The sequence below is a fragment of the Microbacterium phycohabitans genome (assembly GCF_032464935.1).
Taxonomy (GTDB): domain Bacteria; phylum Actinomycetota; class Actinomycetes; order Actinomycetales; family Microbacteriaceae; genus Microbacterium; species Microbacterium phycohabitans.
In genome coordinates this window covers 243,866-269,345 of the sequence record NZ_JAWDIT010000001.1, presented here as the reverse complement: position 1 = coordinate 269,345, position 25,480 = coordinate 243,866, and the positions used below count along the sequence as shown (strand labels likewise).

The window sequence follows — 25,480 nt, the reverse complement described above, 5'->3', positions numbered from 1 at the left end:
GATTCGGATATCGCAACACCAGGAGAGAGCGGAGATCATGATCGGTGCAGTGCTGTCGAAGGGCGCCGTGCCCCTCGGCGTCGTGGGGATCATCCTGCTGTTGATCGTGCCGATCCCGGCGCCGCTGCTCGACGTGCTCATCGTGTCGAACATCGCCTTCGCGCTGCTGATCCTGCTCACGGCGATGTTCGTGAAGAAGCCGCTCGACTTCTCCGTCTTCCCGAGCCTGCTGCTGGTGGCGACCCTCTTCCGCCTCGGTCTGAACGTGGCATCCACGCGGTTGATCCTCAGCGAGGCGCACGCCGGCCAGGTCATCGCGGCGTTCGGTCAGATCACCATCAGCGGGTCGCTGGTCATCGGTGCCGTGATCTTCCTCATCCTGGCCGTCATCCAGTTCGTCGTCGTCACGAAGGGAGCGGAACGCGTCGCGGAGGTCGGGGCCCGCTTCACCCTGGATGCCATGCCGGGCAAGCAGATGGCCATCGACGCCGACCTGAACGCGGGCCTCATCACCGACGAGGAGGCCCGTCGACGGCGCGCCGAAGTCGCCGCGGAGTCGGACTTCTACGGCGCGATGGACGGAGCGAGCAAGTTCGTCAAGGGCGACGCGATCGCCGGCATCGTCATCCTGGTCATCAACTTCGCCGGCGGCATCGTCATCGGCATGACGATGCACGGCATGAGCATCGACAAGGCGCTCGAGACCTACAGCCTGCTGACGATCGGCGACGGGCTCGTCACCCAGGTCCCGGCGCTGCTGATGGCCGTGTCGACGGGCATGATCGTCACGCGCGAGAACGCCGAGGCCGAGCTCGGCCGCGCCGCCGGGCGCCAGCTGCTCCAGTCGCGCAACGCGCTCATCATCACGGCCATGGCCGCCCTGGGGATGGGGCTCATTCCGGGGATGCCGTTCCTGGCCTTCCTCGCGATCGGCGCCGTCCTGCTGTTCGCGGCGTCGCGCGTGAAGGCGAACGCGGATCGCGCCGCGGCCGACGAGGCCGACGCGCAGGCGCAGCTCGCCGTCGAGGCCGCGGCGGAGCGGCCGGACGACCTCATGGACACGATGCGCGTGCACGCGCTGGAGATCTCGCTCGCCCCCGACATCGTCGACCTGGCGGCGGGAGGGCAGGGCGACCTGCTCACCCGGGTGAAGGCGCTGCGGCGCAAGGTCGCCCTCGAACTCGGCGCCCTCATGCCCCCGGTGCGCACGCGCGACAACGTCGAACTGCCCGCCGAGACGTACGCCATCCTCGTCGCCGGGGTCGAGGCGGGACGGGGGATCGTCCCGCGCGGGCACGTGCTGGCGCTCGGGACGGGTCTCGAGAGCCTCCCCGGGACGCCGGTCGTCGACCCGGTGTTCGGTCTCGAGGGCAAATGGGTGCGCACCGAGATGTCGCACGCGGCCGACCTGGCCGGAGCGACGGTCATCGACCGGTCGAGCGTGATCATCACCCACCTCTCCGACATCGTCCACGCGCACGCGCACCGGCTGCTCTCGCTCGAAGACGTGCGTCAGCTCACCGAGCACCTGAAACAGTCCAATCCCGCGGCCGTCGACGAGCTCACCCCGACCCTGCTGCCTCTGGCCGTGGTGCAGCGGGTGCTGGCCAGCCTGCTGGCCGAGAGGGTGTCGATCAACGACCTCGGACGCATCTACGAGGCCCTCGCCCTCCGTGCGAAGTCGTCGACCGAGATCCCCTCGCTCGTCGAGGCCGCGCGCAGCGCACTCGGCCCGGCCATCGCGGCGCGGTTCGCCCGCGACGGTCGTCTGCGGGTGGTCATGTTCGACCCGGTGCTCGAGCAGCAGATGCTCGAGGGATTGCGTCAGGTGGAGGGGCGCCCGCAGATCGTGCTGAGCGCCGAGGCGACGATGCAGCTGCTCGAGGGCATCCGCCGCACCGTCGGCGAACTCGACCCGGCCGGCGCCGAGCCGATCCTCGTGTGCGCGCCCTCGCTGCGCCAGGGAGTACGCGCCCTGGTGTCGGGGCAGGTCGCGGGGATGCCGATCCTGTCGTACGACGAAGCCGCGATCGGCGGGTTCGCGACCGACGTCGTCGGCGTGGTGCGCCTCGAGCAGGTCGCCATCGGTTCCCCGTAAGGCGCGGAATCCGCTCGTGATCGAGCGGAAAAGGTATATTCGTCGGCAGGACGGCGCTCCGCGCAGAAGCCAGGGAAGGCGGTCACTCCGACATGCTCGTACTCACACGACGCCCCAACGAGAGCATCATGATCGGCGACGACGTCACCGTCACGGTGCTGGGGGTGACGGCGACGGGCGTGCGCATCGGCATCGACGCGCCCCGCGACACCCGCATCCATCGCAGCGAGATCGTGGTCGCCGTCGGTTCCGAGAACCACGACGCCCTGACGGCGGCCCGTTCCGACGAGGCGCAGGGCGCGCTGCTGAGCGCGCTGCGCGCGTCGACGCCGACCGAGTAGGGCGCGCGGCGGTCGCCCCGACGCGGCGCGGGCCGGAGGCGCCGCGGGTTACTGGTGCCCCGCGTCGTCGCGATAGTGGCTGTCGTGACGGGTGCACCTGTCACGAGGACTCGACCCGAACGAGGAGACTCCGTGGCCGCCACCGACCTGAGCATGCAGCTGCTGCGTCAGCGCGAACTGCTCGAGCTGATGCTGTTCAAGCTCGAGGAGCTCGAGATGCTCGTGACGACCGGGCGCACGCGCTGGGTCCAGCACGCCACGTCCGAGGTCGAGCGGGTCGCGAAGGCCCTCGCCTCGGGGGCGATCCTGCGCGACACGATGTTCGTCGACGTCGCGACGCAGTGGGGCGCTCCGGAGGCCACCACGCTGCGCGAGCTCGTCGAGATCGCCCCGACCGAGGCCTGGCGCGAGGTCATGGGCTCGCACCACGCGGTCATGACCGGTCTGGCCGAGGAGATCGCGCAGAAGAGGAACGCCGTCAACCAGCACCTGCGCACGGCACTGCGCGTGACGCAGGAGACGATCGCCGGACTGGGGGAGCCCACCGGGGAGTACGCCGCGAGCGGGGCGCTCGTCGGTGGTGCCGGATCGCGTCTGCTCGACGTGCAGGTCTGAGGCATGTCGACTTTCGCAGGGCTCCAGGTGGCCGCGTCGGGCCTGGCGGCGGCGCGCGCCGGGATGACCGTCACCGGGCAGAACATCGCCAACGAGACCACGCCCGGATACACCCGCCAACGCATCGATCAGACCTCGGTCGCAGCTCCCGGAACCGTCGCCGCGTGGGGATCGGGCCTGGGCGTCGGCGGCGGCGTCACGGTGACGGGCATCGCACGGCTCGGCGACGAGGTGCTGGACGCGCGCGTGCGCGATGCGCTGTCGGCATCCGGGTTCTGGTCGACGCGCGCCGCGGCCGCGGGCAGCGCGGAGGCCGTGCTCGCCGAGCCGACGAAAGACGGTCTGGCCGCGAACCTCAATCGCTTCTGGGCGGGCTGGTCCGACCTGGCCAACACCCCCGAGCCCGCGGCGGCGCAGGTGGTGCTCACCAACGCCACGGTGCTGGCCGCGCAGATCTCCTCGGGCTACGACAGCGTGGTGGGGCAGTGGACCGACCTGCGCGCCCAGATCGACCGCCAGGTCGCCGACGTCAACGCCACGGCGGCCCAGGTCGCGACCCTCAACGGGCAGATCCGCACGGCGCTCCAGTCGGGGCGCTCGGCCAACGAGCTCATCGACCAGCGCAACACCCTGGCGCAGCAGCTGTCCACCGTCGTGGGGGCGACCGGACGCCTCGAGGACGACGGCACGATGACCCTCCGCCTCGATGGCAATGCGCTGGTCGCCGGCGACGCCAGCCGCACCCTGGCGGTGACGGGGCCGCGCGAGCTGACCGACCCGGCCCGCATCACGGTCTCCTGGACCGACCGCCCCGACGTCGCGGTCGCGATCACCGGCGGGTCGGTGGGGGGTGCGCTGAGCGTTCTCGCACCGGCATCCGAGGGGGGCACGCTGGCGGCGGTGGCCGACGCCTACAACGCCGTCGCGACCGCGCTCGCCGCCGCCGTCAACGACATCCATCGGTCCGGCCAGACCGCGACGGGCGCCGCCGGTGGGGATTTCTTCTCGGTGGATGCCACGGGCCCGGCTTCGCGCGGGTTGCGGGTCGTGCCCACCGGGCTCGATCAGCTCGCTTTGGCCGCGCCGGGAGCGGGGGCGCTGGACACCTCGATCGCCGACCGCATCTCGGTGCTCGGGTCGTCGTCGACCGGTCCGTCGGCGACGTGGTCGAGCTTCGTCACGGGTTTCGGCGTGGCGGTCGGGGGAGACGTCCAGCGCGCCGACACGGCGGATCGCAGCGCGATCGCGGCGATCAGCGGTCAGCAGTCGCAGGCGTCGGTCGACGGCGACGAGGAGACGATCAACCTCCTGAAGTACCAGACCGCCTATCAGGCGGCGGCCCGGGTGCTGACCGCGGTCGACGAAGCCCTCGACCTGCTCATCAACCGCGTCGGCCTCGTCGGCCGCTGACCCCGGAGTGGCCATGATCGGACGCATCACCAGCAGCACCGTCAACCAGCAGGCGCTGCGCACCCTGCAGGCGGGTCTCGCCGACCGGGCGCGGCTGCAGGACCAGGCGACCTCGCAACGCGCCATCCGCACCTCCAGCGACGATCCGGCGGTCGCGGCCGCGATCCTCGGGGTGCACGGCGAGCAGGCCCGCGTGTCGCAGTACGCCCGCAACATCACCGACGGCCTCGCCTGGGTCACCACCGCCGACACGGCGCTGGGAGCGAGCATCGACCTGCTCAATCGCGCGCGCGACCTCACCGCGCAGGGGGCCAACTCGGGGGCGTTGAGCGCGTCGGCCCGCGAGTCGATCGCCGCCGAGCTCGACAGCCTGAGCACCGAGCTGTTGTCGCAGGCGAACACGACGGTGCTCGGACGCACCGTCTTCGCCGGAACCGGCGACAGCGGGTCGGCCTTCGATCCGACGACCTTCGCGTTCTCGGGGGCGGGCGGCGCGGGGGTCGAGCGGCGCGTCTCCGACGGCGAGAAGGTGCGCGTCGACCTCGACGGCGCGCAGGTCTTCGGGCAGGGCGCCGACAGCGTCTTCGCGGCTCTGCGGGGGATCGCGGCCGACCTGCGCGCGGGCGCGGAGGTCGGACCGCGACTGGCGACGATCGATGCGCACCTGGAAGACCTCACGACCGCCCGCGGCGTCGCCGGGGCGCGGCAGGCCCAGATCGAGCGGGCGTCGGCCGCCAACACCGGTCTCGGGGTCGACCTCGAGGCCCGCCGCGCCGAGGTCGAGAACGTCGACACCCTCGAGGTCTACATCGCGCTGCAGTCCGCCGAGCTCGTATACCAATCCGCCCTGCAGGTGACGGCCAAGAGCCTGCAGACCAATCTCCTGGAGTTCTTGCGATGACCACCGCTACGACGACCGCCACCGGGACCCCCGCCACCGGGACCCCCGCCGAGATCAGCGATCTCGACGTCGAGTTCGCGTCGTCCCCTCCCGGGCTCGGCCCGCTCACGTCCTTCCGGCTGACGCGCATCGAGGGGGCACGGGGGCTGTACACCCTGCGCTCGACGGGTGACGAGGTACGGCTGTTCCTCGTCGACCCCGCGACGGTGGTCTCTGGGTATCACCCCCGTATCACCGCCGGGATGCGCGACGAGATCGGCTCCGACGAGGATGCCGTCCGCGTCTTCGTCGTGGCGAACCCCTCGGACGAGGGGGTGTTCGTGAACCTGCGCGCGCCCGTCCTGCTCAACGAGCGCACGGGCGCGGCGGCGCAGATCATCTTCGAGGACACGTCCTACCCGCTGCGCGCGCAGCTGGGGGCGGCTTAGCGGTCGTCCGTCCGCGGGCCGCGTGCCCGGCGGCGTGTCCTCGTCGCCGAAAAAATCGCCCGGGACGAGCTCCGAGGCGCTAGGATCATCACGAAAACGAGCAGAAACCGACCCAGCACCGCGACCCGAATGCGGTGTGCGCCCTCCCGAAGGGGCGCGGGGCGGAGTCAGCCCGCGGTACGTGACCTCGATCCGAGGGGCGACGGCGGCGAGCTCGGCGTCGCGCACGCGCCGCCGGATCGACCGTCGCGCTCATGGAGACGGGCCGCGTCGGCGGGCGACGACGCGTACCGCCGGCGTCTTCACCCGAAGGATCCGAGTCCGCGTCGCAGCACGGTCCACCTGTCGTCCCCGATTGGCAACCCCGACGCCGGTCACAGGGGCGACACATACGCTCGTTCACGAGCAAGAGCAATGGATGGTGAGATATGCCTGTCACGAGGTCCGATGAGCCCAAGGTGAGCAAGCGCGAGTTCGTCCAGCGGGTGTCCAAGCGCGCGGGTCTGTCCCTGCGGACGACCCAGCTCGCCTACGACGCGATCTTCGAGGAGATCCTCGACCTGGTGAACGCGGGCAACCGCGTCACCCTGACCGGGTTCGGCAAGTTCTACGCCCAGCCGCACAAGGGGCACAACGTCGTCCTGAACATCCGCGACGACGCGCACGCCCGCGGGCAGGTCGACGACTACGCGGTGCTGAAGTTCTCCGCGACCCGGGAAGTCAACAAGAAGGTGACGGTTCCGCCCCGCTCCCGCGACGACACGTAGTCCCGGCCCGCGCGGGGCCGCGGGGGTCAGCGATCGAACGAGTAGCTGGTCTGGCCGACGAGGGTGAGGGTGATCCGCGCGGGGAGCTCGTCGGGCATCTCCTCGTCCTCGTCCATCGCATCGATCGTGTGGACGGGGATCGAGATGCTCCCGTCGTCCTCGAACACGACATCGCGTGGGGCGAAGGAGAAGAACAGCGCACGCTGCGTGCTGCGGAGTTCGATCGTGCGCCGCACGTCGCCGCGTTCGTGCAGGTTGAGCACCGATTCGTCGGCCAGGATCGTCCCGTCGAGGTACTTCGCCTCGACGCGATAGGTGCTCGGCTCGATCGCCTTGATGTTGAGGTCCTCGACGATCTCCGAGAACTTCGCCTCGGGATGGTTCATCTCGAACGCGATCGCGCGCAGATGATCGTAGGTGAGGTTCACACGACGCGAGAACAGAGCCGCGTTCTCGACCTCCGATGCCGCAGCGTGCGGCGCCTGGTCGGCGAGATACTCCCGCACCTCGTCCGGGCCCGGGTAGTCGAAGCGCATGTGGTAGTGGAAGCGGCCCGGCCGGTTGACGATGTAGTGGCTGACGTCCTGCACGTCGTTGACCGTCACGCAGTAGATGCGTCGCACCGACGACATGCCGTCGAAGAGGGTGAGGAACTGGTTCTGGCGGTTCGGCTCCGCGAGGTGACCGCGGCCGGATGCGAAGACCTTCTCGAACTCGTCGAAGATGACGAGGCATTCGTCGAGGGTGTCGAGGAAGTCCACGATGCCGTCGGCATCCTCGGTGACCAGGACCACCGGGAGTTCCTGCGCGATCGCGCGTTCCGCCACCATGCGGAGGAACATCGACTTGCCCTGCCCCTTGTTGCCCGACAGCATCACGCCCAGGTTGCGGTCGAGCCGGGCGTAGGTGCGGAAGATCTTGTCGACCTTCGCCTCGCGCTGCCCGTACACCTTCTCTGCGCCGACGGCGAGATCCGCGGTGCGCACGAGGCTGAAGCCCTCTTTGCTGCTGAAGCGCACGCGATAGGTGCCGAGAGGCAGGGAGTCGTGAGCCTTCACGGCGGAATCGTAGACCCGGACCTGGCCGCCGGTCTCGATGTAGGTGCTGCTCACGTGGTCGTGCTCCTCTAGGGGGGAAGGGGCGTTCCGAAAGGGCTGTCAATACCCTAAGAATGAGATGAGTACTTTCTAATGTAAGCCCCGGAAGGCGTGCCGCAACACCATTTGAGGTAAAGCAATGACGAGCGGTGCGCTGTCGGGACGGCGGAGCGTCGGGGGGCGCGAAACGACTCGAAAAGGAGAGGAAACGCGAAGGCGCCGTCATCGGGCCGCACACCGTGGCCGACGATGCGCGACTTTCGCGGAATCCTCCGGTGCGCTTTTCGACGACGAACGGAAAACGATGGAGCGAATGACGAGAGGAGGCGCACGGGTGACGCGCGACCACCTCTGGGGGGCCCATGCAGGATGACACCGATATCGGGGCGATGGCGCTCCGCCTCACCGTCCGGATCGACGCGCGACGCATCGAGCCGGAGGTCTGGCGCGCGGTCATCCACTCGGGCGACGAGGCGGATGCGGCCACGCGTGTCCTGACGGCGGCGACACTCCACCGCGTCCACTACGCGGACCCGTCCTGGGCCGAGCAACTGCTCGAAGCCGTGCCCGACCTGTCGTCGATCGGATCCGCCTTCACCGATCGCGAGCTGATCTCGATGATCGACGAGTCGTCGCTGTTCACCGACAGCCTGTGCGTGATCTCCTCCGTCGATGTCGACGACGCCGCGATCGGCTCGCTCGTCAGCCACACCCTCGTCCGCGGCATCGCCCGCGTCTTCGACGGCGACACGATCGCCATCCTCCTCGCGGGGGCGTTCCCTCCCTCGGCGGGCGGGCCGGTGGTCGATCCCGCCGACGTCGCCGAGCGTCGCGCCCACTGGGCGAGCATCGGCTTCGTCGACATCCCCGGTACCGCGGCGATGCTGCTGCCCGTGGGCTCGCGGCCGTGAGGAGCGCCCCGCCCCGTCGTCCTCGGGCGGGCGCGGCATCCCGCGCGCTCTAGGGTGAGGGGAGACGATGAGAGGGGCCTTCGAGTGGCTGACGAACGCGAACGGTTGAGCTGGGACGACTTCGGGATCGCGACGAGGGAGATCTCCCGCGCCATCGTCGCCGACGGATTCCACCCCGAGGTGGTCGTGGCCATCGCGCGCGGCGGTCTGCTGCCCGGCGGGGCGATCGCCTACGGTCTCGGCGTGAAGAACTGCGGCGCGCTGAACGTGGAGTTCTACACCGGCATCGGCACGGTGCTGGACGCCCCCGAGGTGCTGCCTCCGGCGCTGGATCTGTCCTACCTCTCGGGGCGTCGCGTGCTGCTCGTCGACGACGTCGCCGACAGCGGTCGCACCCTCGACCTGGCCATCAAACTGCTCGACCGCCACGGCGCCGAGGCGCGTTCGGCCGTCATCTACACCAAGCCGACCACCGTGGTGCAGCCCGACTACGCCTGGAAGGACACTTCGCTCTGGATCGACTTCCCGTGGTCGCATCAGGGGTCGGTGCACGAAGAAGACGCGGCGTGACCGCGAAGTTGCTCGCCGAACTGGCGGATGCCGGGCTGATCGACGCCTCGTGGGTGCAGCCCCTCGCCCCGGTCGCCGACGACATCGCGGCCCTGGGTGAGCGTCTGCGCGCCGAGGGCGCGCCCTATCTCCCGGCCGGAGATCTCGTGCTGCGGGCCTTCCGCACTCCCCTCGACGCGGTGCGCGTGCTCATCGTGGGTCAGGATCCGTACCCCACGCCCGGGCATCCGATCGGTCTGTCGTTCGCGGTCGACCCGCACGTGCGCCCGCTCCCGCGGAGCCTGGCGAACATCTACCGCGAGTTGCACGACGACCTCGGCATCACCCCCGCCCCGCACGGCGACCTCTCGGCCTGGTCCTCGCAGGGCGTGATGCTGTTGAACAGGGTGCTCACCGTGGCCCCCGGGCAGCCGGCGTCCCACCGCGGGTGGGGCTGGGAGCGGGTGACCGAGCACGCCATCCGGGTGCTCGTCGCGCGCGATCAGCCGTTGGTCGCCGTGCTCTGGGGGAGGGATGCCATGAACCTCGCGCCCCTGCTGGGCTCGACGGCGACCGTGTCGTCGCCGCACCCGTCGCCGCTGTCGGCCAGCCGCGGCTTCTTCGGCTCACGCCCCTTCTCGCGGGTGAACGCTCTGCTGCAGGAGCAGGGCGCCGACGCCGTGGATTGGCGCATCCCGGCCTGAGGCCCGCGGCGTCGCCGCCACGGGCGGCGGACACACGCCCGAAACCGCCGCGCCCGTAGAGTGGCGGGGTGCTGGAAGAGGAGTACGAGAAGAGTCGTCGGCGATTGCCCGCACATCTGCGGCGCGCACCCGAACCCGAGCGGCCCTTCTCGTTCGAGATACGCCCGGCCACCGAGGCCGACATCCCCGACATCCGCGAGATCTACAACTACTACGTGCGCAATTCCGTGGTGACCTTCGATGAGAAGGCCTGGTCGATCGCCAAGTGGCGCGACAAGTTCGCCACCCTGCACAAGCTCGGCCTTCCCTTCCTCGTGGCCCAGTCGCCCAGCGGCCAGATCCTCGGCTATGCGCTCGTGCAGCCGTGGCAGTCCAAGTCGGCGTACCGCTACACGGTCGAGAACTCGATCTACCTGGGACAGGCGGCCGCGGGTAAAGGCCTCGGTCGGGCGCTGCTCGAGGCGTTGATCGCCGCCTGCCAGGAGCTCGGCATCCGCGAGATGGTCGCCGCGATCAGCGACAAGGGCGCCGACGCCTCGATCGCGCTGCACGAGAAGCTCGGTTTCACCGAGGTCGGTCGGATGGGACGCGTGGGCTTCAAGTTCGGACGCTGGCTCGGGGTCGTCTACCTGCAGAAGAGCATCCCGTCGAAGAAGAAGCGGCGGAAGCTGTTCGGCTGATCGACCGCGGTCGGCAGAGCCTCAGCGGCCGCGTGACGACGGCGACGCGGCCTGCCGCACCTCGTCGACCAGCACTCGCCACGGTCCCTCGATCTGGCCGTCGCCGAGGCGGGCCTGGTGAACCGCGTCATCGCCGCGATGCACCTCGATGCGCCACTGATACCGGTCGGCACCCGTCGACGGCGCCTCCGCGGCATCCCACGGACAACGCTCGACGAGCTCCCGCCAGTGCGGCACCCGTGCGGGTTCGGGCTCGGCGCGCCACTGCTTCGACAGTCCCGCGATGCCGCCCGAGCGCACGACCACGACGACGAGACGCTCGGGCTCGACGGTCTCGGTGTCAGGCTGCGGCATCCTTCACGACGCCGACCCCGGCCCATGCGGCCCGGACGGCGGCGACCTCCTCGGACTCCTCACCGTACTCCGTGGCGGCGGTGCGCAGTGTCGCCGAGGCGAAGGCGACGAAGTCGGCCGTGGGCGTCAGCTCTCCGCCGGTGAGGGTGCGGTACCAGATCAGCCCGGCGCGCTCCCAGGCGAACCCGCCGAGGGCCGTCGCCGCGAGGTAGAACGCGTGGTTCGGGATGCCGGAGTTGATGTGCACGCCCCCGTTGTCGTCTTCGGTCTCGACGTAGTCCCGCATGTGGGCGGGCTGTGGGTCCTTACCCAGGACGTCGTCGTCGTACGCCGTGCCCGGAGCCTTCATCGACCGCAGGGCCTCGCCCTGCACGGCGGCGGCGAAGATCCCGGCACCGATCAGCCACGAGGCCTCGTCGGCGCGCTGCCGCCGGTGATGCTGCTCGGCGAGGGCGCCGAACACGTCGGACAGCGACTCGTTGAGCGCACCCGACTGCCCCTCGTACTCCAGCCCTCCGGCGGCCTCCGTGACGCCGTGACCCAGTTCGTGGGCGATGACGCTGAGCGAACGGGTGAACCCGACGAACACGTCGCCGTCGCCGTCGCCGAAGACCATGCGCTCCCCGTTCCAGAACGCGTTGTCGTAGTCGTCGCCGTAGTGCACCGTCGCCAGGAGCGACCCGCCCGCCGCGTCGATGCCGTCGCGGGCGAAGGCGTCCCAGAAGAAGTCGTACGTCTCGCCGAGGCCGTCGTAGGCCTCGTCGACCGCGCTGTCGCCCGTGGGGGCGTCGTCTTCGCTGCGGACGCGGCGCCCCGGCAGGTTCTCGGTGTTCGCGGCGTCGGAGATGATGCGGTCGGGGGCGGGACCGGCCTCCGCGACCAGGGCGTCGCCCTCGATCGACAGGCGCAGGCGCGTGCGCGTGGGCCGCGGCGGACGCGGCAGAGCGAGGGTCTTCCGCGCGGCGGCCGCCGCCCGCGCGAGGCGGGGGTCGTCGGTCTGCGCGAGGCGGTCGAGCAGGAACGGAGGGACGATACCGGGGGTCATGGGGCGAGGCTAACGCCGACCCCCGACATCGCGGCATCCCTTGATCGCGACCTGTGGGGGATTCTCATCCTCGCGGGCGGGGGAGGAGCCGCGATGGGAGACGGTGTGAGGCCGCACAGGGTGCGACCCCGGACGCCGCGAGTCCCGGCGGGACTGGGTCTCAGGCGGGCAGCGTCGGGATCGACGCGAGCAGTTGGCGGGTGTAGGCCGCCTGCGGCTGCAACAGCACCTTCTCGGTGGGCCCCTGCTCGACGATGCGCCCGTCCTTCATCACGACCACCTGGTCGCAGATGCTCTGCACCACGCCGATGTCGTGCGAGACGAGCACGAGCGTGAGCTGCTCCTCGGCGCGCAACCGCGCGATCAGGCGCAGGATCTGCGCCCGCACGGTGACGTCGAGGGCCGAGAGCGGCTCGTCGCCCACGAGGATGCGCGGGCGGTGCACGATCGCCCGCGCGAGGGCGATGCGCTGGCGCTGTCCGCCCGAGAACTCGTGCGGGAAGCGCGCCGCCATGTCGGCGTCGAGCCCCACCTGCTCGAGCACCTCGCGCACGCGCGCCCGGCGGTCGCCCTCGATGCCGAGCGCCCAGAGCGGTTCGCCCACGATGCGCCCCACGTTCATGCGCGGGTCGAGCGAGGCGTACGGATCCTGGAAGACGATGCCCGTCGCGCGGCGGAGCCAGTGCAGCGAGCGGGCCGACCCGCGGCCGTCGACGGCGCGCCCCTCGACCTCGACGCTGCCGGCGCTCGGAACGTCGAGCCCGAGGAGCAGACGGACCAGGGTCGACTTGCCCGAGCCCGACTCGCCGATGATCCCCACCGAGGAGCCCGCCGTGACCGACAGGTCGACGTCCGTGAGCCCGGCGGTCCGCTCGGCCCGGCCGAAGCCGCGGGTCCGCGGCGTGAGGTAGTCGCGCGAGAGCCCGCGCGCGCGGATCACCGTGTCGCTCACCGTTCCTCCTCGCCGTCGGTGCGGTCCGCCGTCGCCGCCGGGGTGCCGGCATCCGTCCCCTCCGACGCCGGAGCGCGGGAGGCCGAGCGCTCCGGATGCCACAGGGTCGCCGTCGCATCGCGCAGCAGCGCCTGGGTGACCGGCGACGACGGCGCGCGCAGCAGATCGTCGACGGCGCCGTCCTCGACCACCCGGCCGTGCTCGAGCACGACGGCGTGGGTCGCGACCTGGGCCAGCACCGCGAGATCGTGCGTGATGAACACGAGCGACATCCCGGCGTCCTCGACCAGGGTCCGCAGCAGCGACAGGATGCCGGCCTGGATCGTCACGTCGAGCGCGGTCGTCGGCTCGTCGGCGATCAGCAGGCGCGGGCGGCAGGCGAGCGCCATGGCGATCGCGACGCGCTGACGCTGCCCTCCCGACAGCTGGTGCGGGTAGCGCGAGACGAGTCGCTCCGGATCCGGGAGGGCGACCCGCTCGGCCTCGACGACCGCTCGGCGCAGGGCCTCGCGGCGGGAGACGCCCTCGTGGATCCGCACGGACTCGCCGATCTGGCGGCCGACGGTGCGGATCGGGTTGAGGGCCGTGCGCGGCTCCTGGAACACGATGCCGATGTCGTCGCCGCGCAGGGTCGCGAGCTGGGCGTCGGGTAGGCCCAGGATCTCGCGGTCGTTCCAGCGCACGCTGCCCGTGGCGCGCGCGCCCTCGGGCAGCAGGCCCAGGATCGCGAGAGCGGTGAGCGACTTGCCCGAACCGGATTCGCCGATGAGCCCCACCCGGGCGCCGTCGGGCACGTCGAAAGACACGCCGTCCACGACCGGGTGCCCGCCGATCTCGACGCGGAGGTCTCTCACCGCGAGGCTCATGCGACCACTCCCGGAACGGGCGTCCGCGCCGAGGGGGTGCGTTCGGCGAGGGTGGGGTCGGCGGCCTCGCGCAGAGCGTCGCCGAGCAGGTTGAGTCCGAGCACAGTGAGGGTGATCGCCAATCCCGGCCACACGACCGTGAGGGGGTGCACGGCGATGTACGCCTGCAGATCGCTCAGCAGCACGCCCCACGACGGCTGGGTGACCGGGGCGCCGAAGCCGAGGTACGACAGGCCGGCCTCGGCCAGCACGGCCACCGCCATCGCCCACGACAGCTGCACGATGAAGACCGGCGCGACGTTCGGCAGGAGATGCCGGGTGAGGTTCTGCCACGTCGACAGGCCGCCGGCCCGACCGGCGAGCACGAAGTCGCTGTGCAGCACCCGCCGCAGTTCGGGCCGCGTGACGCGGGCGACGTTCACGCCGAACCCGATGCCCACCGACCAGATCACCACCGCGAGCGACCCGCCCCAGACCGCGGAGATCATCATCGCGATGATCAGCACGGGGAACGCCACGAGGATGTCGACGAGCACCGCGACGCTCTCGCGGACCCACCGGGCGGTGAGCGCCCCGAGGGCCGCGAGGGCGATGCCGAGGAGGGATGCCACGATCCCCGCCCCGACCGCCACGACCACCGTCGTGCGCGCCCCCGCCATCAGGAGACTGGCGATGTCGCGTCCGCTGTTGTCGGTGCCGAGCACGTGCGGCCACGACGGATCGGCCCAGCGGTTGCGCACGTCGACCACTCCCGGGTCGAACGGCGTCCACACGAGCGAGATCAGCGCGATCAGCACGACCAGACCCGCCACCAGGATGCCGAAACGGCCGGTGCCCAGCGCGAGGAGGCGTCTCAGGGTGCTCATGCGGCCTCCCGCTGGCGGGGATCGATCAGGCGGTGCACGAGGTCGACGACCGCGCCGACGATCAGGACGACGCCGGTCAGGGCGAGCAGTTCGCCCTGGACCTTCGGCAGGTCGCGCGCGGCGACGTCGGAGACGAGCATGCGGCCCACCCCGGGCAGCGTGAACAGCTGCTCGATCACGACGGCGCCCACGATGATGCCCGCGATCTGCAGACCCAGCACGGTGATGACCGAGAGGCCGACGTTGGGCAGGCCGTGTCGCAGCAGCGCGCGGGTGCGGGTGAGGCCCTTCGCCGCGGCCGTGCGCACGTAGTCCTCGCCGAGCGCCTGCAGGGTCGCGCTCCGCACGAAGCGCAGCAGCATCGCCCCCTCGACCACGCCGATCGTGAGAGCGGGCAGGATCAGGGCGCGCACGGCGGCACCCGGATCACTCCACCCGGCGCGCGGGAAGCCCTGGGGAGGCAGCCACCCCAGCCACACCGCGAACACGACGACGAGCATCATGCCGGCCCACACCACCGGGACCGCCGCGAGGGCCTGCGCCCCGACGCTGAGCGCCGTGCCCCCGGCCCGGCGACGCCCGAGCGCCGAGAGGACCCCGAACGGGATGCCGACCACCACGGCAACGGTCAACGACATCGCCGCGAGCGGCACGGTGACCTGCGCCTTGTCGAGCAGCTCGGTCGCCACGGGTGTCCCGGTCAGCAGCGAGGTCCCCAGATCGCCGCGGAACAGGCCGCCGATCCACGCCGCGTACTGCTGCCACAGCGGTGCGTTCAGGCCCAGGCTCTCGCGCAGCGCCGCGATCTGATCGGGGCTCGCCTGCGTGCCCCCGACCAGCTGCGCGACATCGCCGGGGAGCACCCGGAGCGAGAGGAAGATCAGCACGCTGGCCACGGCCAGGCCCAGCACGAGCAGGCCCAGCCGTGTCAGCGTGTAGCGGATCACTCCGCCGCGACCGTCACGCCCGCCAGCGGCAGACGCACGTTGAGGGAGTTCTTCGGGAAGTTCGCCACGGCGGTGGACACCGCGGTGCGCGGGGTCGACAGGAACAGCCAGTCGGCGGCATCCTCGTCGTCCACGATGCGGGCGGCCTCGGAGAGCAGGTCGGACGACTGCTGCTCGTCGGTGGTCGCGAGCGCCTGGGCGTACAGGCTCTGCACCTCGGGGTTGTCGTAACCGAAGTAGTACGAGGGGTTGGCCCAGTTGCCGAAGTCGCGCGCCTCGACGTGACGCACGAAGCTCAGGTCGTAGTCGTGGTTCGTGTACACGTCGGTCAGCCAGGTCGAGAAGTCCACCTGGTCGACCTTGAGGGTCACGCCCACGTCGGCGAACGACGACACCAGGAAGGTCGCGAGGGTGCCGGGGTAGACGTTGGGGATGGTCAACGTCAGGTTCAGGTTCTCGGCGCCGGCCTCGGCGAGCAGTTCGCGCGCGCGGTCGGGGTTGTACGAGATGCTGCCGGTGAGGTCTTCATAGCCCGGGTCGAGCGGGGGGATCGGCCCGTTCAGGGGCTGCGCCGTGACGAGCGTCTCGGCGAGGGCGTCGTGGTCGATCGCGAGCCGCAGGGCCTCGCGGACGCGCTGATCGCTCAGCGGTGCTTTCGCGTTGTTGAAGGCGAGCGTCCCCTTGTCGGTGGTCAGGCTCGACTCGATCGTGAAGTTACCGGTGCCCTCGATCTGGCTCTGCAGCTCGGGGTCGATCTCGAGGGCGACGTCGACGTCGCCGCTGACGGCGGCGTTCGTGGCCGCGCTCTGGTCGGGGATGTAATCCAGCACGACCTCCGCCACGCCGGCCTTGTCGCCCCAGTACTCGTCGAAGCGGGCGAGCGTCAGGCTCTGACCGGTGCTCCAGCTCTCGACGCGGAACGGGCCGGTGCCGTTGGCCGCGGTCTGGAAGTTCGTCGTGTCGCCGTTCTTGAAGATCAGCCCGGCGCGGCCGGTCATCGCGAAGAGGAAGTCGATGTTCGGCTGCGCCAGGGTGATCACCACCGTCGTCGCGTCGGGAGCGGCGATCGAGCTCACGCCGGCGAGATCGGAGCTGTTCTGGATCGTCGCGTCGTCCTTGGCCGTCTGCAACGAGGTCACGACGTCGTCGGCCGTGAGCGCGCTGCCGTCGTGGAAGGTCACACCCTCGCGCAGAGTGAAGGTGTAGGTGAGGCCGTCGGGAGAGACCTCCCACTCCGTGGCGAGGGCGGGGACGACGGCGTTGTCCTGGTCGCTGTCGCGGGTGACGAGGCCCTGGTAGACGTTGTCGATGAGCGCCTGCTCCAGCGACGCGCCACTGGTGCGGCGGATGTCGAGGTTCGACGGCTCGAGCGACAGACGCACCGTGAGGGTCGCGTTCGGGTCGGGGTCGCCGGTCGGTCCCGGCGAGGTGGTGGTGCCGGTGCAGGAGGTGAGCAGAAGCGCTCCGATCAGGAGCGCGCTCGTGGCGAGGGCGGTGCGGCGCAGCATTGCGGGGTGTCCTTTCGCAGGCCGATGGCATCCGAGTGCTGTGGATGCCGTGCAGGAGTGGGAACAGCCTACTTTCACCCGCATTCCCTTACCGTCGTGTGTGACGGTGCGCGGCCGTTTGTGACGTGTCGTTCAGGGGGGTGGAGCGGCTCAGTGCGCGGCGTCGAGCACGACCTGGTGGATCAGCGCGGAGAGGGCGGCGGGGTCCTCCTCTTGAGCGTTGTGACCGGTGGGGAGCACCCGGACCTCGGCTGCGGGCACCCGAAGCCGGAGCTCCTCGGCGTCCGCCGCCGTGACGAAACCGCGCTCTCCGCGGACGAGGGTCAGCGGCGCGTCGACCTGCGCCAGGTCGTCCCAGCCCGTTTCCGCCAGCACCGCGCGCACGGCATCCGGGGTCGTGGCGTCGGTGCCCGCGTTCGCGGCCGCGGCGGCGAGGTGGGCGAAGTGGTGCTTCCACTCCACGCGCCCGTCGTCGCGGACGCGGGAGTTGAGGAAGACCCCCCGCGCGGCCGCCTCGGGCGACCCCCCGAGCCCGAACGACAGCGCCCGCTCGACCAGCTCCTCTCGCGACGCCCAGTCGGTCGGACCCGCGAAGAACGCGCGGATCTGCGCGGGGCCCGCACTCGGGTCGACGCCGGGGGTGATGTCGACGACGACCAGCCGCGACACCAGATCGGGACGGGATGCCGCCACGGCCGCCGCCGTGAGACCGCCGAGCGAGTGGCCGACCAGCACCTGCGGCCCGTCGGTCCACGTCTCGAGCGCGCGCACCACGTCGGGCGCGAGGACACGCGCGACGTAGGCGGCGTCGTCGCGCCAGGAGGAGTCGCCGTGCCCCGGGAGGTCGAGCGCGAGGGCGGGGAGTCCGAGGTGCAGCAGGGTCGTGTCCCACGTGTGCGCGTTCAGCCCGGCACCGTGCAGCAGCGTCACTGCCGGGGGAGCGGCGCCCCACCGCAACCCGCTCAGCCGACGCCCGTCCGCGAGCGCGAGGTCGACGCGCGAGACGGCGGGGACGACGGCGCCGAGATCGGCGGCCTGGGCGGGGAGGAACGAGAACTCGTCGAGCTCGGGCATGGGGTTCAGCCTGTCATCCGTCGACCGGATGCCGCCACCACGGTGCCGCGCGGCGTCACGAGGTGTCGGATCCCGAGGGTGGGAGAGCGATGCCGGGGCGTCGCCGTCGTTCTCGCGCCGGTCGGCCGCGGCCGTCCTAGGCTGTCGCCATGGGCGAGGAACGACGTGTGCACCTGTCGAGGTCGGCTCCCGAGGCGTACGCGGCGCTGCGCGCGTTCTCGACGACGGTGGGCCGGATCGCCGCCGACGCGGGCATCGATGCCCGGTTGCGCGAGATCGTCCAGATCCACGCCTCGCAGTTGAACGGCTGCGCGTACTGCGTGCGCGTGCACGTCGACGGCGCCGTGAAGGCGGGACTCGACGCCGACGTCATCGCCCAGATCGCGACGTGGCGCGAGTCCGGGGTGTTCGACGAGCGCGAGCGGGCGGCGCTCGAACTGACGGAGTCCTTCACCTTCATCCACGAGGACGGCATCCCCGACGAGGTGTACGACCAGGCGGGCGGCATCCTGAGCGAAGCCGAGTACGTCGCCCTCAGCTGGGTGCTCGTGGCCATCAACGCCTTCAACCGGGTCGCGATCGCCGGCCGGTACCCCGTCCCGCCCCGTGCACCGGCTGCCGCGGGCCCGACGACGGGAGCCGCCGCGGCGGCGGCGCCCCGCGCTCCGCACGTGCACGCGGACGGCACCGCGTGAGCGGGTCGCTGGTCTCCGGGGCGGTCAACTTCCGCGACGTCGGCGGTCTCCCGGCGGGCGAGGGCCGCACGCGCGACGGCGTGCTGTTCCGCTCGGGCAACCTCGTCGCGGTCGACGACGACGGCATCGACACGCTGCGTTCGATCGGCCTGCGCCGCGTCGTCGACCTCCGCGACGAGAGCGAGCTCGCGGTCGACCCCAGCCGCCTCGACGACCTGCCCGTCGAGGTGCAGCACGAACCCCTCTTCCTGGGGTCGGTCGCCTCGTTCTTCGCGCGCGACCTCAGCCTCGAACAGCTCTACACCGAGATCGCCGACGCGTCCGCCGACCGGGTCGTCGCCGCCGTCCGCGGCATCCTGGCCGATCAGCCGGTGCTGGTCCACTGCACGATCGGGAAGGACCGCACCGGGGTGACGGTCGGTATCGCGCTCGCCGCGGCGGGCGTCGACCCCGAGGCGGTCGTCGCGGACTATGCGCGCACCGAAGCCCTGCTGCCCGCCGGTCGCAACGCCCGGGTGCTCTCGGCGATCCGGGCGCTGCACCCCGAGAACGTGCACGCCGAGGATCTGGCGACCCGCTCGCCCGCGCGGGCCATGCGCGCGCTGCTGGCGCACCTCGACGGCACGTACGGCTCCGCCGCCGGCTACCTGCGCGCACACGGGATGACGGATGCCGAGATCGGCCGCCTGCGCGAGGTGCTCGTGGAGTGATCCACGCGTGGACCACCAGGAGGAACACAGGTTAGGCAACCCTTCGTCGGGGGTATACTCGACCTCATCATGTCCACCTCCTCCGAGCACAACGACGCGGCCTGCCGCGCGTCGCGGCACACCCGCGTCCAGCACCTCGTGACCGCCGACGAGACCTCTCTCGCCGAGCTCGAGGCGCTGCTGGCGACGCTGCCGATCTGCTCGACCGGGCGCGTGTTCATCGAGGTCCCCGACGCGTCGTGGATCGGCCGCGTCGCCGCCCCCGCCCGCATGACCATCGCGTGGCTCGACCGCTCGCGCCGCGGCGGTGCCCCCGGCACCGGCCGTGCCTGCGCCCCGGGTCAGGCCCTTGCCCGCGCCGTCTCGGCCTGGGCGGGCGAGATGCTCTGCTGCGACGACGACGCGACTCGCGTCGTGCTGCTCGGCGGATACCTCGGCACCGCCGAGATCGTCGACGAGCTCGTCACGCGTCACGGTGTCGAGCCGCTCTCCATCCACACGCCCGAGCGTTTCGGCCTCGCCACCGCGCGCTGAGTCAGCTCCCGCGGGGCACTCCGTGAGCTCGCCGCGCCGTGCGGCGCGTCATGGACGTGCGAAACGGTCACGGACGCGGCCGCGCGGGGTGAGTCGCGGGGGATCAGTCGCGCGCCGAGTCAGCTCCCGCGGGGCACGTAGTTGCCCTCGATGAGCCCGGCCTCGATCTCGAAGCGGTTGCGCAGCGGATCACGCCCCGCGAGGGCGTACAGAACGGGCATGAGGAAGCCGTAGCGTCGCCACTGCCGCCGGTGCACGGCCTCGTGCCCGAGGACGGCGTCGGTGGGCGTGTCGTCGCCGGTCAGGAAGCAGCCGCCGACGCAGACGCCCCCGCGGGGGAACGCCCACGCGGGCAGGCCGCGGAACACCCACAGGCCGTGGCGCTTCTCGATCCGCCCGGTGCTCCAGATCGAGCCCCAGACCCACCCCACGGTGCATCCGTACCAATAGCCGACGCGGCTGATCGGGGAGTCGAGCAGCACGCCGGGGATGAACCGGTCGAGCCGGCGACCGCGAGCGACGGCGCGCTCGGCGCGCTCGCGCCACCCGGCCGGCGGGCGGGGGAGGGGGCTCATGCGAGCGCACCGATCAGTCGGAGGATGGTGCCCAGGTCGTCGACGGCAGCCGCGGGACTGGACGGGGAGAACTCGGTCAGAGTGGCCCCGGCGAGTGGCAGGCGCTCGCGCAGACGGCGGACGGATGCCACGACGTCGGCCGCGCGCGCCCCGAAAGGCTCGGGCAGGGCGACCCCCGTCATCTCCGCCGGGTCGAGCACGTCGAGGTCGATGTGCACGTGGACTCGCGCGGCACCGGTCGCGATGACCGCGTCGGCGAGGGCGTCGGGGTCGGCGAGGTCGGCCGGAGCGATGACCGGGACGGCGTGCTCGTCGATGAAGCGCTGCTCCTCGGCATCGAGAGAGCGGGTGCCGGCGAGGACGAGGCGGGAGGGGGAGATCCCGGGTTCGAGGCGGTGCGGTGACTCTCCTTCGCCCGCGATGGCGCGCAGCACCATGCCGTGGAACGCTCCGCTGGGGGAGGAGTCGGGGGTGTTGAGGTCGGCGTGGGCGTCGATCCACACCACGGCGAGGTCGTCGCCCGCCACGGCCGCCACGGCGCCCAGGGCGACTCCGCAGTCGCCTCCGATCACGACCGCGGGTCCGTCTGCACCGCGGACGGCGTCTTCGATGCGCTCGCGCATGCGCACGAGGGCGCTGAGCCGGTGCACGCGCGTGCCCTGCGCGTCGCCGGCCTCGGTCACTGCATCGAGGACCGTCGTCGAGCCGCGCGGGAGATCACCCGCGATCGCCTCGGCCCCGTCGATCAGCTGCATCGCGCGCGACGACGACGAGCCCTGCCACTGCGGGGCGACGATGAATCGGGCCATGGGTGTCCTCGACGGGAGAGGGGAGCGCGCCGCCCGGTGCTCGGACGGCGCGCTCGGAGTCGATCAGAGCTGGTCGGGACTGGGGGCGTCGATCGCCGCGCGCTGCGGGCCGCCGACCTTCAGGGCGGCCAGGCGTGCCTCGACCTCGGTCAGCTCACCCACGTCTTCGAGAGCGTTGAACTGCGCGTCGATGCTCGAGGCGGCCAGCTCCTGCTTGCCGGCCGCGAGGGCCTCTTCGCGGCGGATCTTGTCTTCGAAGCGCCCGAGCTCGCTGGTCGGGTCGAGCACGTCGATCGACTTGACGGCGTCGTGCACCTTGTTCTGCGCCTCGGCGACCTTGGCGCGGGCGGTGAGCTCGTTGCGCTTCGCCTTGAGCTGATCGAGCTTGGTCTTCATGCCGTTCAGGCCGTCTTTGAGCTTGTCGACGACCTCGGTCTGCGCGGCGATCGTGGGAGCGGCGGCCTTGGCCTCGCCCTCGGCCGTGATCTGACGCTGCAGGGCGATCTTGGCGAGGTTGTCGAACTTGTCGGCCTCGCCGACATTGCCCGCCGCGCGCAGCTCGTCGCCCTTGCGGCTCGCGGCGAGGGCCTTGTTGCCCCACTCGGCCGCGGCCTGGACGTCTTCCTGGTGGTCGCGCTCGAGCAGGCGCAGGTTGCCGATGGTCTCGGCGATGGCGGACTCGGCGTCGGCGATGGAGTTCGAGTAGTCGCGCACGAGCTGGTCGATCATCTTCTGCGGATCCTCGGCCTGATCGAGGAGCGCGTTGATGTTCGCGCGGACGAGGGTCGAGATGCGACCGAAGATGGACTGCTTGGCCATGCGGGGTGTTCCTTCCTGAGGGCGACGATGTCGAGTCTGGTGTCGAATGCTACGAATTCTCTGTGATCGGGCGCTGCGCCGCGAGGGGGTCAGCGACGTCGGCCTCCTCCGCCCCCGGCGCGGCTGCGACCGCCGCCGCTCGAGAACCCGCGACCGCCACCGCTTCGCGACCGGCCGCCGCCCGAGAACCCGCCGCCGCCGCCCGATCGCGAGCGCCCGCCGAACCCGCCGCCGCTGAGTCCGCCGAGGCCGCCCAGCCCGCCGAGCGGGCCGAGACCGCCACCCCCGAAGCCGCCACGGCGTCGTCCGCCGCCGGAGAGCGCGTTGATGGCGATACCGCCGAGGATCGCGCCCATGAGGTCTCCGCCGCCGCCTCCCGCGCCGCCGCCGAACGATCCGACGTCGTTCTGCGCCAGCGAGGCGGCGTCGCCGGCCAGCTGCGCCGCGCGCTGCGCCGTGGTCAACGCCGTGGTTGGATCGCTCGCCCGGAGCTGCTCGGCCTGCACCAGCGCGGCTCCCGCCTCGGCCAGACGGGTGCGGGCCGTCGGCCCCACGGCGCCTCGGCGCGCCGCGATGAAGTCCTCGGTCGCGGTCACCTGGGCGCGGGCCTGGGCGAGCACGGTGTCGAGCTGCCCTTCGGCGCGTCGGCGGCGCTCCTCGGCGTCGCGGGCCGCGTCCAGCACGCCGTCGATGGTCGCGTTCGCCTGCTGGAGCACGTCGACGGTACGCAGGGGGCTCGGACGCTCGGCCGAGAGGAGCGCACGCGCGGCGTCGAGCTGCGCGCGCGTCGACGCGATCGCGGCGGCGACCCGTCCGTCGGGATCGGGCAGGCTCGCGGCGGCGGCCAGATCGCCTTCGATCTCGGCGACGAGGGCACCCGCACGCTGCGCTGCGGCGTCGAGGGTCGAGCCGAGCGTGGCGATCGCCTGTTCGAGCGTGTCCGCCTGGGCGACGGCGGTCTGGGCCGCACGGATGGCGACGGCCGCTTCGCCGGTGCGCCCGGCCGACAGCGCGGCTTCGGCCTCCGCCTCCTGCGCCGCGGCGAGATCCAGACGCGATCGGGCCTGGGCGGGATTGTCGGCGACGGGGCTCAGCTCGTCGCCGGCGTAGCGGGAGCGCAGTCGCTGGAGGTCGTCGTCCGCGGCGGCCAGCGCTGCGGCGACGGTCTCCCGTCGGGTGCGCGCCGTCCGCAACGCGGCGGGAGCGTCGGCTTCGAGGGCGCGGAGCTCGTCGAAGGCCGCGGCCTTGGCATCCAGGGCCTCGTCGGCCGCCTGGCACAGGCGCAGGATCTCGGTGTAGCCGTCTCGTCGCTGCTCGGGGGTCTCGGCCACGTCGTCGTCGAGCTGCTGCTGCAGGGCGAAGGCCCGGTCGAGGTCGGCCTTGGCCTGCGCGAGGGCATCGGCGAAGGGGGCAGCGGCGTCGTCACCGAACTGGGCGCGCGCGAACCCGAGCTCCTGCTCGCTGGTCCTGATGGCGTCGTCGGTGGCGACGAGCGCGGAGCCTGCGCGCCGGGCGAGGTCGTCGACGTTCTCCGCGGGCGCCGTCGCGGTCGCCGTCGCCCTCCGGCGTCGGAAGAACAGCCACAGGAGCACGCCCGCGATGGCCAGCAGGAGCACCGCGACGAGGACGATCGGTCCGAGGGCGGGACCGCTGTCGGTCGCCGGCGTCGGCGGAGGGACGGGCAGGTTGCCCCCGGCCTGCGCGTGCGCGGTGCGGATGCCGTCGGCGGCGGCGATCGCGGCGCCCGCGTCGTCGCCGGCCTCGAGCGCCGGCTGGATGCGATCCTGCTCGATGGACGACAGCTGCGCGGCCGACAGCTCCCCGTCGTCGACGTCGCCGGAGAGGTAGAACGAGAAGGTGTCGCCGTCGATCGCGATCGCGAGGACGTACTGATGCGGGCCGAGCTTGTTCTGGTTGGCCGTGTCGTTCGCCCAGTCCTGCGCATCGGAGGGGTCGGTGAAGGCGTCGACGTAGACGACCCACAGATCGAGGCCGGTCTGCTGCGACAACGTCACCAGGCGCGACTGCACCTCGGCCTCCTGCGCGTCGGTGAGCGCGTCGATGCGATCGACGACGTAGCTCGAGCCGAGCGACGGCGGGGGGACCGCGGCCGCGGCCAGCGGCGTCCCCAGGACCGCGACGATCGCCAGGAAGACGGCGACGACCGCCCGCGCCACTCTCGGCATCCGCATGCATCCCCCTTCGGTGCGCAACGGATCCACCCTATAAACGACCACCGACACCGGGGTAGGAGCGGCGCGTCCGCTCTCGGCGCACCGGCGCGACGCCTAGGCTCGAACGCTCGGAGGTACAGCACCATGGACGATCGCTACGGCACCGACGTGCTCGCGCGCGGCTGGCGCGACGCCGGGCGGGTCAAGCCCGCCCAGGTCGCGGCCGCCGCCGATCTGGTGGTCGAGGTCGCCGGCGACGGGTACGTCGGCGCGGTGACCCGCATCGACGGCATGAACGTCGAGCTCGAAGACCGCTTCGGCAAGCGCCGGCTGTTCCCCCTCGGCGGCGGGTTCCTCGTCGAGGGCAAGCCGGTGGTGCTCACCGCTCCGACTGCGGCCCCCACGGGGCGCACGCGCACGGCATCCGGGTCCTTCGCGGTCGCCGACCAGCGCGCCCGCACCGCTCGCGCCAGCCGCATCTTCGTCGAGGGCAAGCACGACGCCGAGCTCGTCGAGAAGGTCTGGGGTGCAGACCTGCGCGCCGAGGGCGTCGTGGTCGAGTTCCTCGAGGGCGTCGACCTGCTCGAAGAGAGACTGGATGCCGAGCCCCCCACGGCCGAGCGACGCTACGGCGTGCTGGTGGACCACCTCGTGCCGAACTCCAAGGAATCGCGCATCGCCGAGAAGATCGCGCGCGGCCGCCACGGCGCGCACGTGCGCATCGTGGGCCACCCGTTCGTCGACGTCTGGCAGTGCGTGACCCCGCGCGCCCTCGGCATCGCCGCGTGGCCCGAGGTGCCGCGCGGCATCGAGTGGAAGGTGGGCGTGTGCCGAGCCCTCGGCTGGCCCGCCGAGGAGCAGGCCGACACCGCGCGGGCGTGGCAGCACATCCTGTCGAAGGTCACCACGTTCCGCGACCTCGAGCCGGCCCTGCTCGGCCGCGTCGAGGAGCTCATCGATTTCGTGACCGTCCCGTGAGCGGCCGCAAGCGCGCGCTCTCGCGCGAGTCGTCGGAATCCGTCGCTTCCGCGGCGGAGAAGCGACGAATGAT

At 71.7% G+C, this 25,480-nt stretch carries 28 protein-coding genes; 15 read left to right on the top strand and 13 right to left on the bottom strand.

Annotation, left to right across the window (positions count from 1 at the left end):
• Positions 1-37 precede the first annotated feature (37 nt).
• The 7 genes from RWH44_RS01295 to RWH44_RS01265 all read left to right on the top strand — a co-directional run bounded on the left by RWH44_RS01295 (position 38) and on the right by RWH44_RS01265 (position 6,560).
• The gene (locus RWH44_RS01295; RefSeq protein WP_298874725.1) at positions 38-2,098 is read left to right on the top strand and encodes a flagellar biosynthesis protein FlhA; all 2,061 of its coding nucleotides are present in this window, start codon (positions 38-40) and stop codon (positions 2,096-2,098) included.
• A gap of 92 nt (positions 2,099-2,190) precedes the next feature.
• Positions 2,191-2,439, top strand: a complete 249-nt coding sequence (csrA, locus tag RWH44_RS01290; RefSeq protein WP_298874728.1) for a carbon storage regulator CsrA — start codon at positions 2,191-2,193, stop codon at positions 2,437-2,439.
• A 132-nt stretch (positions 2,440-2,571) separates the two neighbouring features.
• Positions 2,572-3,054, top strand: coding sequence for a flagellar export chaperone FlgN (flgN, locus tag RWH44_RS01285; RefSeq protein WP_316003178.1), 483 nt, complete (start codon positions 2,572-2,574; stop codon positions 3,052-3,054).
• 3 nt (positions 3,055-3,057) lie between these two features.
• Complete coding sequence (gene flgK, locus RWH44_RS01280) at positions 3,058-4,464, top strand: flagellar hook-associated protein FlgK (protein WP_316003177.1); 1,407 nt, start codon at positions 3,058-3,060, stop codon at positions 4,462-4,464.
• Positions 4,465-4,477: 13 nt separating this feature from the next.
• Positions 4,478-5,365, top strand: coding sequence for a flagellar hook-associated protein FlgL (gene flgL, locus RWH44_RS01275; protein WP_316003176.1), 888 nt, complete (start codon positions 4,478-4,480; stop codon positions 5,363-5,365).
• Positions 5,362-5,793: a flagellar assembly protein FliW gene (locus RWH44_RS01270; RefSeq protein ID WP_316003175.1), complete on the top strand. Its 432-nt coding sequence runs from the start codon at positions 5,362-5,364 to the stop codon at positions 5,791-5,793. Before flgL ends, RWH44_RS01270 begins: the two co-directional genes overlap by 4 nt.
• A gap of 458 nt (positions 5,794-6,251) precedes the next feature.
• Positions 6,252-6,560, top strand: coding sequence for an HU family DNA-binding protein (locus tag RWH44_RS01265; protein ID WP_316003174.1), 309 nt, complete (start codon positions 6,252-6,254; stop codon positions 6,558-6,560).
• 26 nt (positions 6,561-6,586) lie between these two features.
• On the opposite strand, the gene RWH44_RS01260 is transcribed toward RWH44_RS01265, so the two are convergent.
• Complete coding sequence (locus RWH44_RS01260; protein WP_298874746.1) at positions 6,587-7,672, bottom strand: AAA family ATPase; 1,086 nt, start codon at positions 7,670-7,672, stop codon at positions 6,587-6,589.
• Between the two features lie 347 nt (positions 7,673-8,019).
• Here RWH44_RS01260 and RWH44_RS01255 point away from each other — a divergent pair, with 347 nt between their 5' ends.
• From RWH44_RS01255 to RWH44_RS01240, 4 genes are all read left to right on the top strand, one after another.
• Positions 8,020-8,568, top strand: coding sequence for a hypothetical protein (locus RWH44_RS01255; protein WP_316003173.1), 549 nt, complete (start codon positions 8,020-8,022; stop codon positions 8,566-8,568).
• Between the two features lie 84 nt (positions 8,569-8,652).
• Positions 8,653-9,138 (top strand): phosphoribosyltransferase, encoded by a 486-nt coding sequence (locus RWH44_RS01250; RefSeq protein ID WP_298874751.1) that lies wholly within the window; start codon positions 8,653-8,655, stop codon positions 9,136-9,138.
• Positions 9,135-9,821, top strand: coding sequence for a uracil-DNA glycosylase (locus RWH44_RS01245; RefSeq protein ID WP_316003172.1), 687 nt, complete (start codon positions 9,135-9,137; stop codon positions 9,819-9,821). Before RWH44_RS01250 ends, RWH44_RS01245 begins: the two co-directional genes overlap by 4 nt.
• Positions 9,822-9,889: 68 nt before the next feature.
• The gene (locus RWH44_RS01240; RefSeq protein ID WP_316003171.1) at positions 9,890-10,501 is read left to right on the top strand and encodes a GNAT family N-acetyltransferase; all 612 of its coding nucleotides are present in this window, start codon (positions 9,890-9,892) and stop codon (positions 10,499-10,501) included.
• A 21-nt stretch (positions 10,502-10,522) separates the two neighbouring features.
• On the opposite strand, the gene RWH44_RS01235 is transcribed toward RWH44_RS01240, so the two are convergent.
• The 8 genes from RWH44_RS01235 to RWH44_RS01200 form a co-directional block, all read right to left on the bottom strand.
• A complete protein-coding gene (locus RWH44_RS01235; RefSeq protein ID WP_298874758.1) occupies positions 10,523-10,855 on the bottom strand; it encodes a protealysin inhibitor emfourin in 333 nt (110 codons plus the stop codon).
• Entirely contained in the window at positions 10,842-11,900 is a 1,059-nt protein-coding gene (locus tag RWH44_RS01230; RefSeq protein WP_298874760.1) for a M4 family metallopeptidase, read from the bottom strand. The genes RWH44_RS01235 and RWH44_RS01230 overlap by 14 nt, the downstream gene beginning before the upstream one ends.
• Before the next feature lie 160 nt (positions 11,901-12,060).
• The gene (locus tag RWH44_RS01225; protein WP_316003170.1) at positions 12,061-12,852 is read right to left on the bottom strand and encodes an ABC transporter ATP-binding protein; all 792 of its coding nucleotides are present in this window, start codon (positions 12,850-12,852) and stop codon (positions 12,061-12,063) included.
• Positions 12,849-13,718, bottom strand: coding sequence for an ATP-binding cassette domain-containing protein (locus RWH44_RS01220; RefSeq protein WP_316003169.1), 870 nt, complete (start codon positions 13,716-13,718; stop codon positions 12,849-12,851). Before RWH44_RS01220 ends, RWH44_RS01225 begins: the two co-directional genes overlap by 4 nt.
• Positions 13,715-14,584 (bottom strand): ABC transporter permease, encoded by an 870-nt coding sequence (locus RWH44_RS01215; protein ID WP_316003168.1) that lies wholly within the window; start codon positions 14,582-14,584, stop codon positions 13,715-13,717. Before RWH44_RS01215 ends, RWH44_RS01220 begins: the two co-directional genes overlap by 4 nt.
• Entirely contained in the window at positions 14,581-15,531 is a 951-nt protein-coding gene (locus RWH44_RS01210; protein ID WP_316003167.1) for an ABC transporter permease, read from the bottom strand. The genes RWH44_RS01215 and RWH44_RS01210 overlap by 4 nt, the downstream gene beginning before the upstream one ends.
• Entirely contained in the window at positions 15,528-17,039 is a 1,512-nt protein-coding gene (locus RWH44_RS01205; protein ID WP_316003166.1) for an ABC transporter substrate-binding protein, read from the bottom strand. Before RWH44_RS01205 ends, RWH44_RS01210 begins: the two co-directional genes overlap by 4 nt.
• 150 nt (positions 17,040-17,189) lie before the next feature.
• A complete protein-coding gene (locus tag RWH44_RS01200; RefSeq protein WP_316003165.1) occupies positions 17,190-18,113 on the bottom strand; it encodes an alpha/beta fold hydrolase in 924 nt (307 codons plus the stop codon).
• A 149-nt stretch (positions 18,114-18,262) separates the two neighbouring features.
• Between RWH44_RS01200 and RWH44_RS01195 the strand changes: the two genes are divergently transcribed.
• The 3 genes from RWH44_RS01195 (at position 18,263) to RWH44_RS01185 (ending at position 20,052) form a co-directional block, all read left to right on the top strand.
• Positions 18,263-18,808: a carboxymuconolactone decarboxylase family protein gene (locus RWH44_RS01195; RefSeq protein ID WP_298874780.1), complete on the top strand. Its 546-nt coding sequence runs from the start codon at positions 18,263-18,265 to the stop codon at positions 18,806-18,808.
• Positions 18,805-19,518 carry a tyrosine-protein phosphatase gene (locus RWH44_RS01190; RefSeq protein ID WP_316003164.1) on the top strand — a complete coding sequence of 238 codons (714 nt, stop codon included), beginning with the start codon at positions 18,805-18,807 and terminating at the stop codon, positions 19,516-19,518. The genes RWH44_RS01195 and RWH44_RS01190 overlap by 4 nt, the downstream gene beginning before the upstream one ends.
• 69 nt (positions 19,519-19,587) lie before the next feature.
• Complete coding sequence (locus RWH44_RS01185; protein ID WP_298874783.1) at positions 19,588-20,052, top strand: SIP domain-containing protein; 465 nt, start codon at positions 19,588-19,590, stop codon at positions 20,050-20,052.
• Positions 20,053-20,171: 119 nt separating this feature from the next.
• On the opposite strand, the gene RWH44_RS01180 is transcribed toward RWH44_RS01185, so the two are convergent.
• The 4 genes from RWH44_RS01180 to RWH44_RS01165 form a co-directional block, all read right to left on the bottom strand.
• Positions 20,172-20,627, bottom strand: coding sequence for a Fe-S oxidoreductase (locus tag RWH44_RS01180; protein ID WP_316003163.1), 456 nt, complete (start codon positions 20,625-20,627; stop codon positions 20,172-20,174).
• Positions 20,624-21,436, bottom strand: coding sequence for an arginase family protein (locus tag RWH44_RS01175; RefSeq protein ID WP_316003162.1), 813 nt, complete (start codon positions 21,434-21,436; stop codon positions 20,624-20,626). The genes RWH44_RS01180 and RWH44_RS01175 overlap by 4 nt, the downstream gene beginning before the upstream one ends.
• A gap of 63 nt (positions 21,437-21,499) precedes the next feature.
• A complete protein-coding gene (locus RWH44_RS01170; protein WP_076674533.1) occupies positions 21,500-22,255 on the bottom strand; it encodes a PspA/IM30 family protein in 756 nt (251 codons plus the stop codon).
• Positions 22,256-22,344: 89 nt separating this feature from the next.
• Positions 22,345-24,447, bottom strand: a complete 2,103-nt coding sequence (locus RWH44_RS01165) for a TPM domain-containing protein (RefSeq protein ID WP_316003161.1) — start codon at positions 24,445-24,447, stop codon at positions 22,345-22,347.
• 126 nt (positions 24,448-24,573) lie between these two features.
• Between RWH44_RS01165 and RWH44_RS01160 the strand changes: the two genes are divergently transcribed.
• Complete coding sequence (locus tag RWH44_RS01160; protein WP_316003160.1) at positions 24,574-25,407, top strand: DUF3097 domain-containing protein; 834 nt, start codon at positions 24,574-24,576, stop codon at positions 25,405-25,407.
• Positions 25,408-25,480 lie beyond the last annotated feature (73 nt).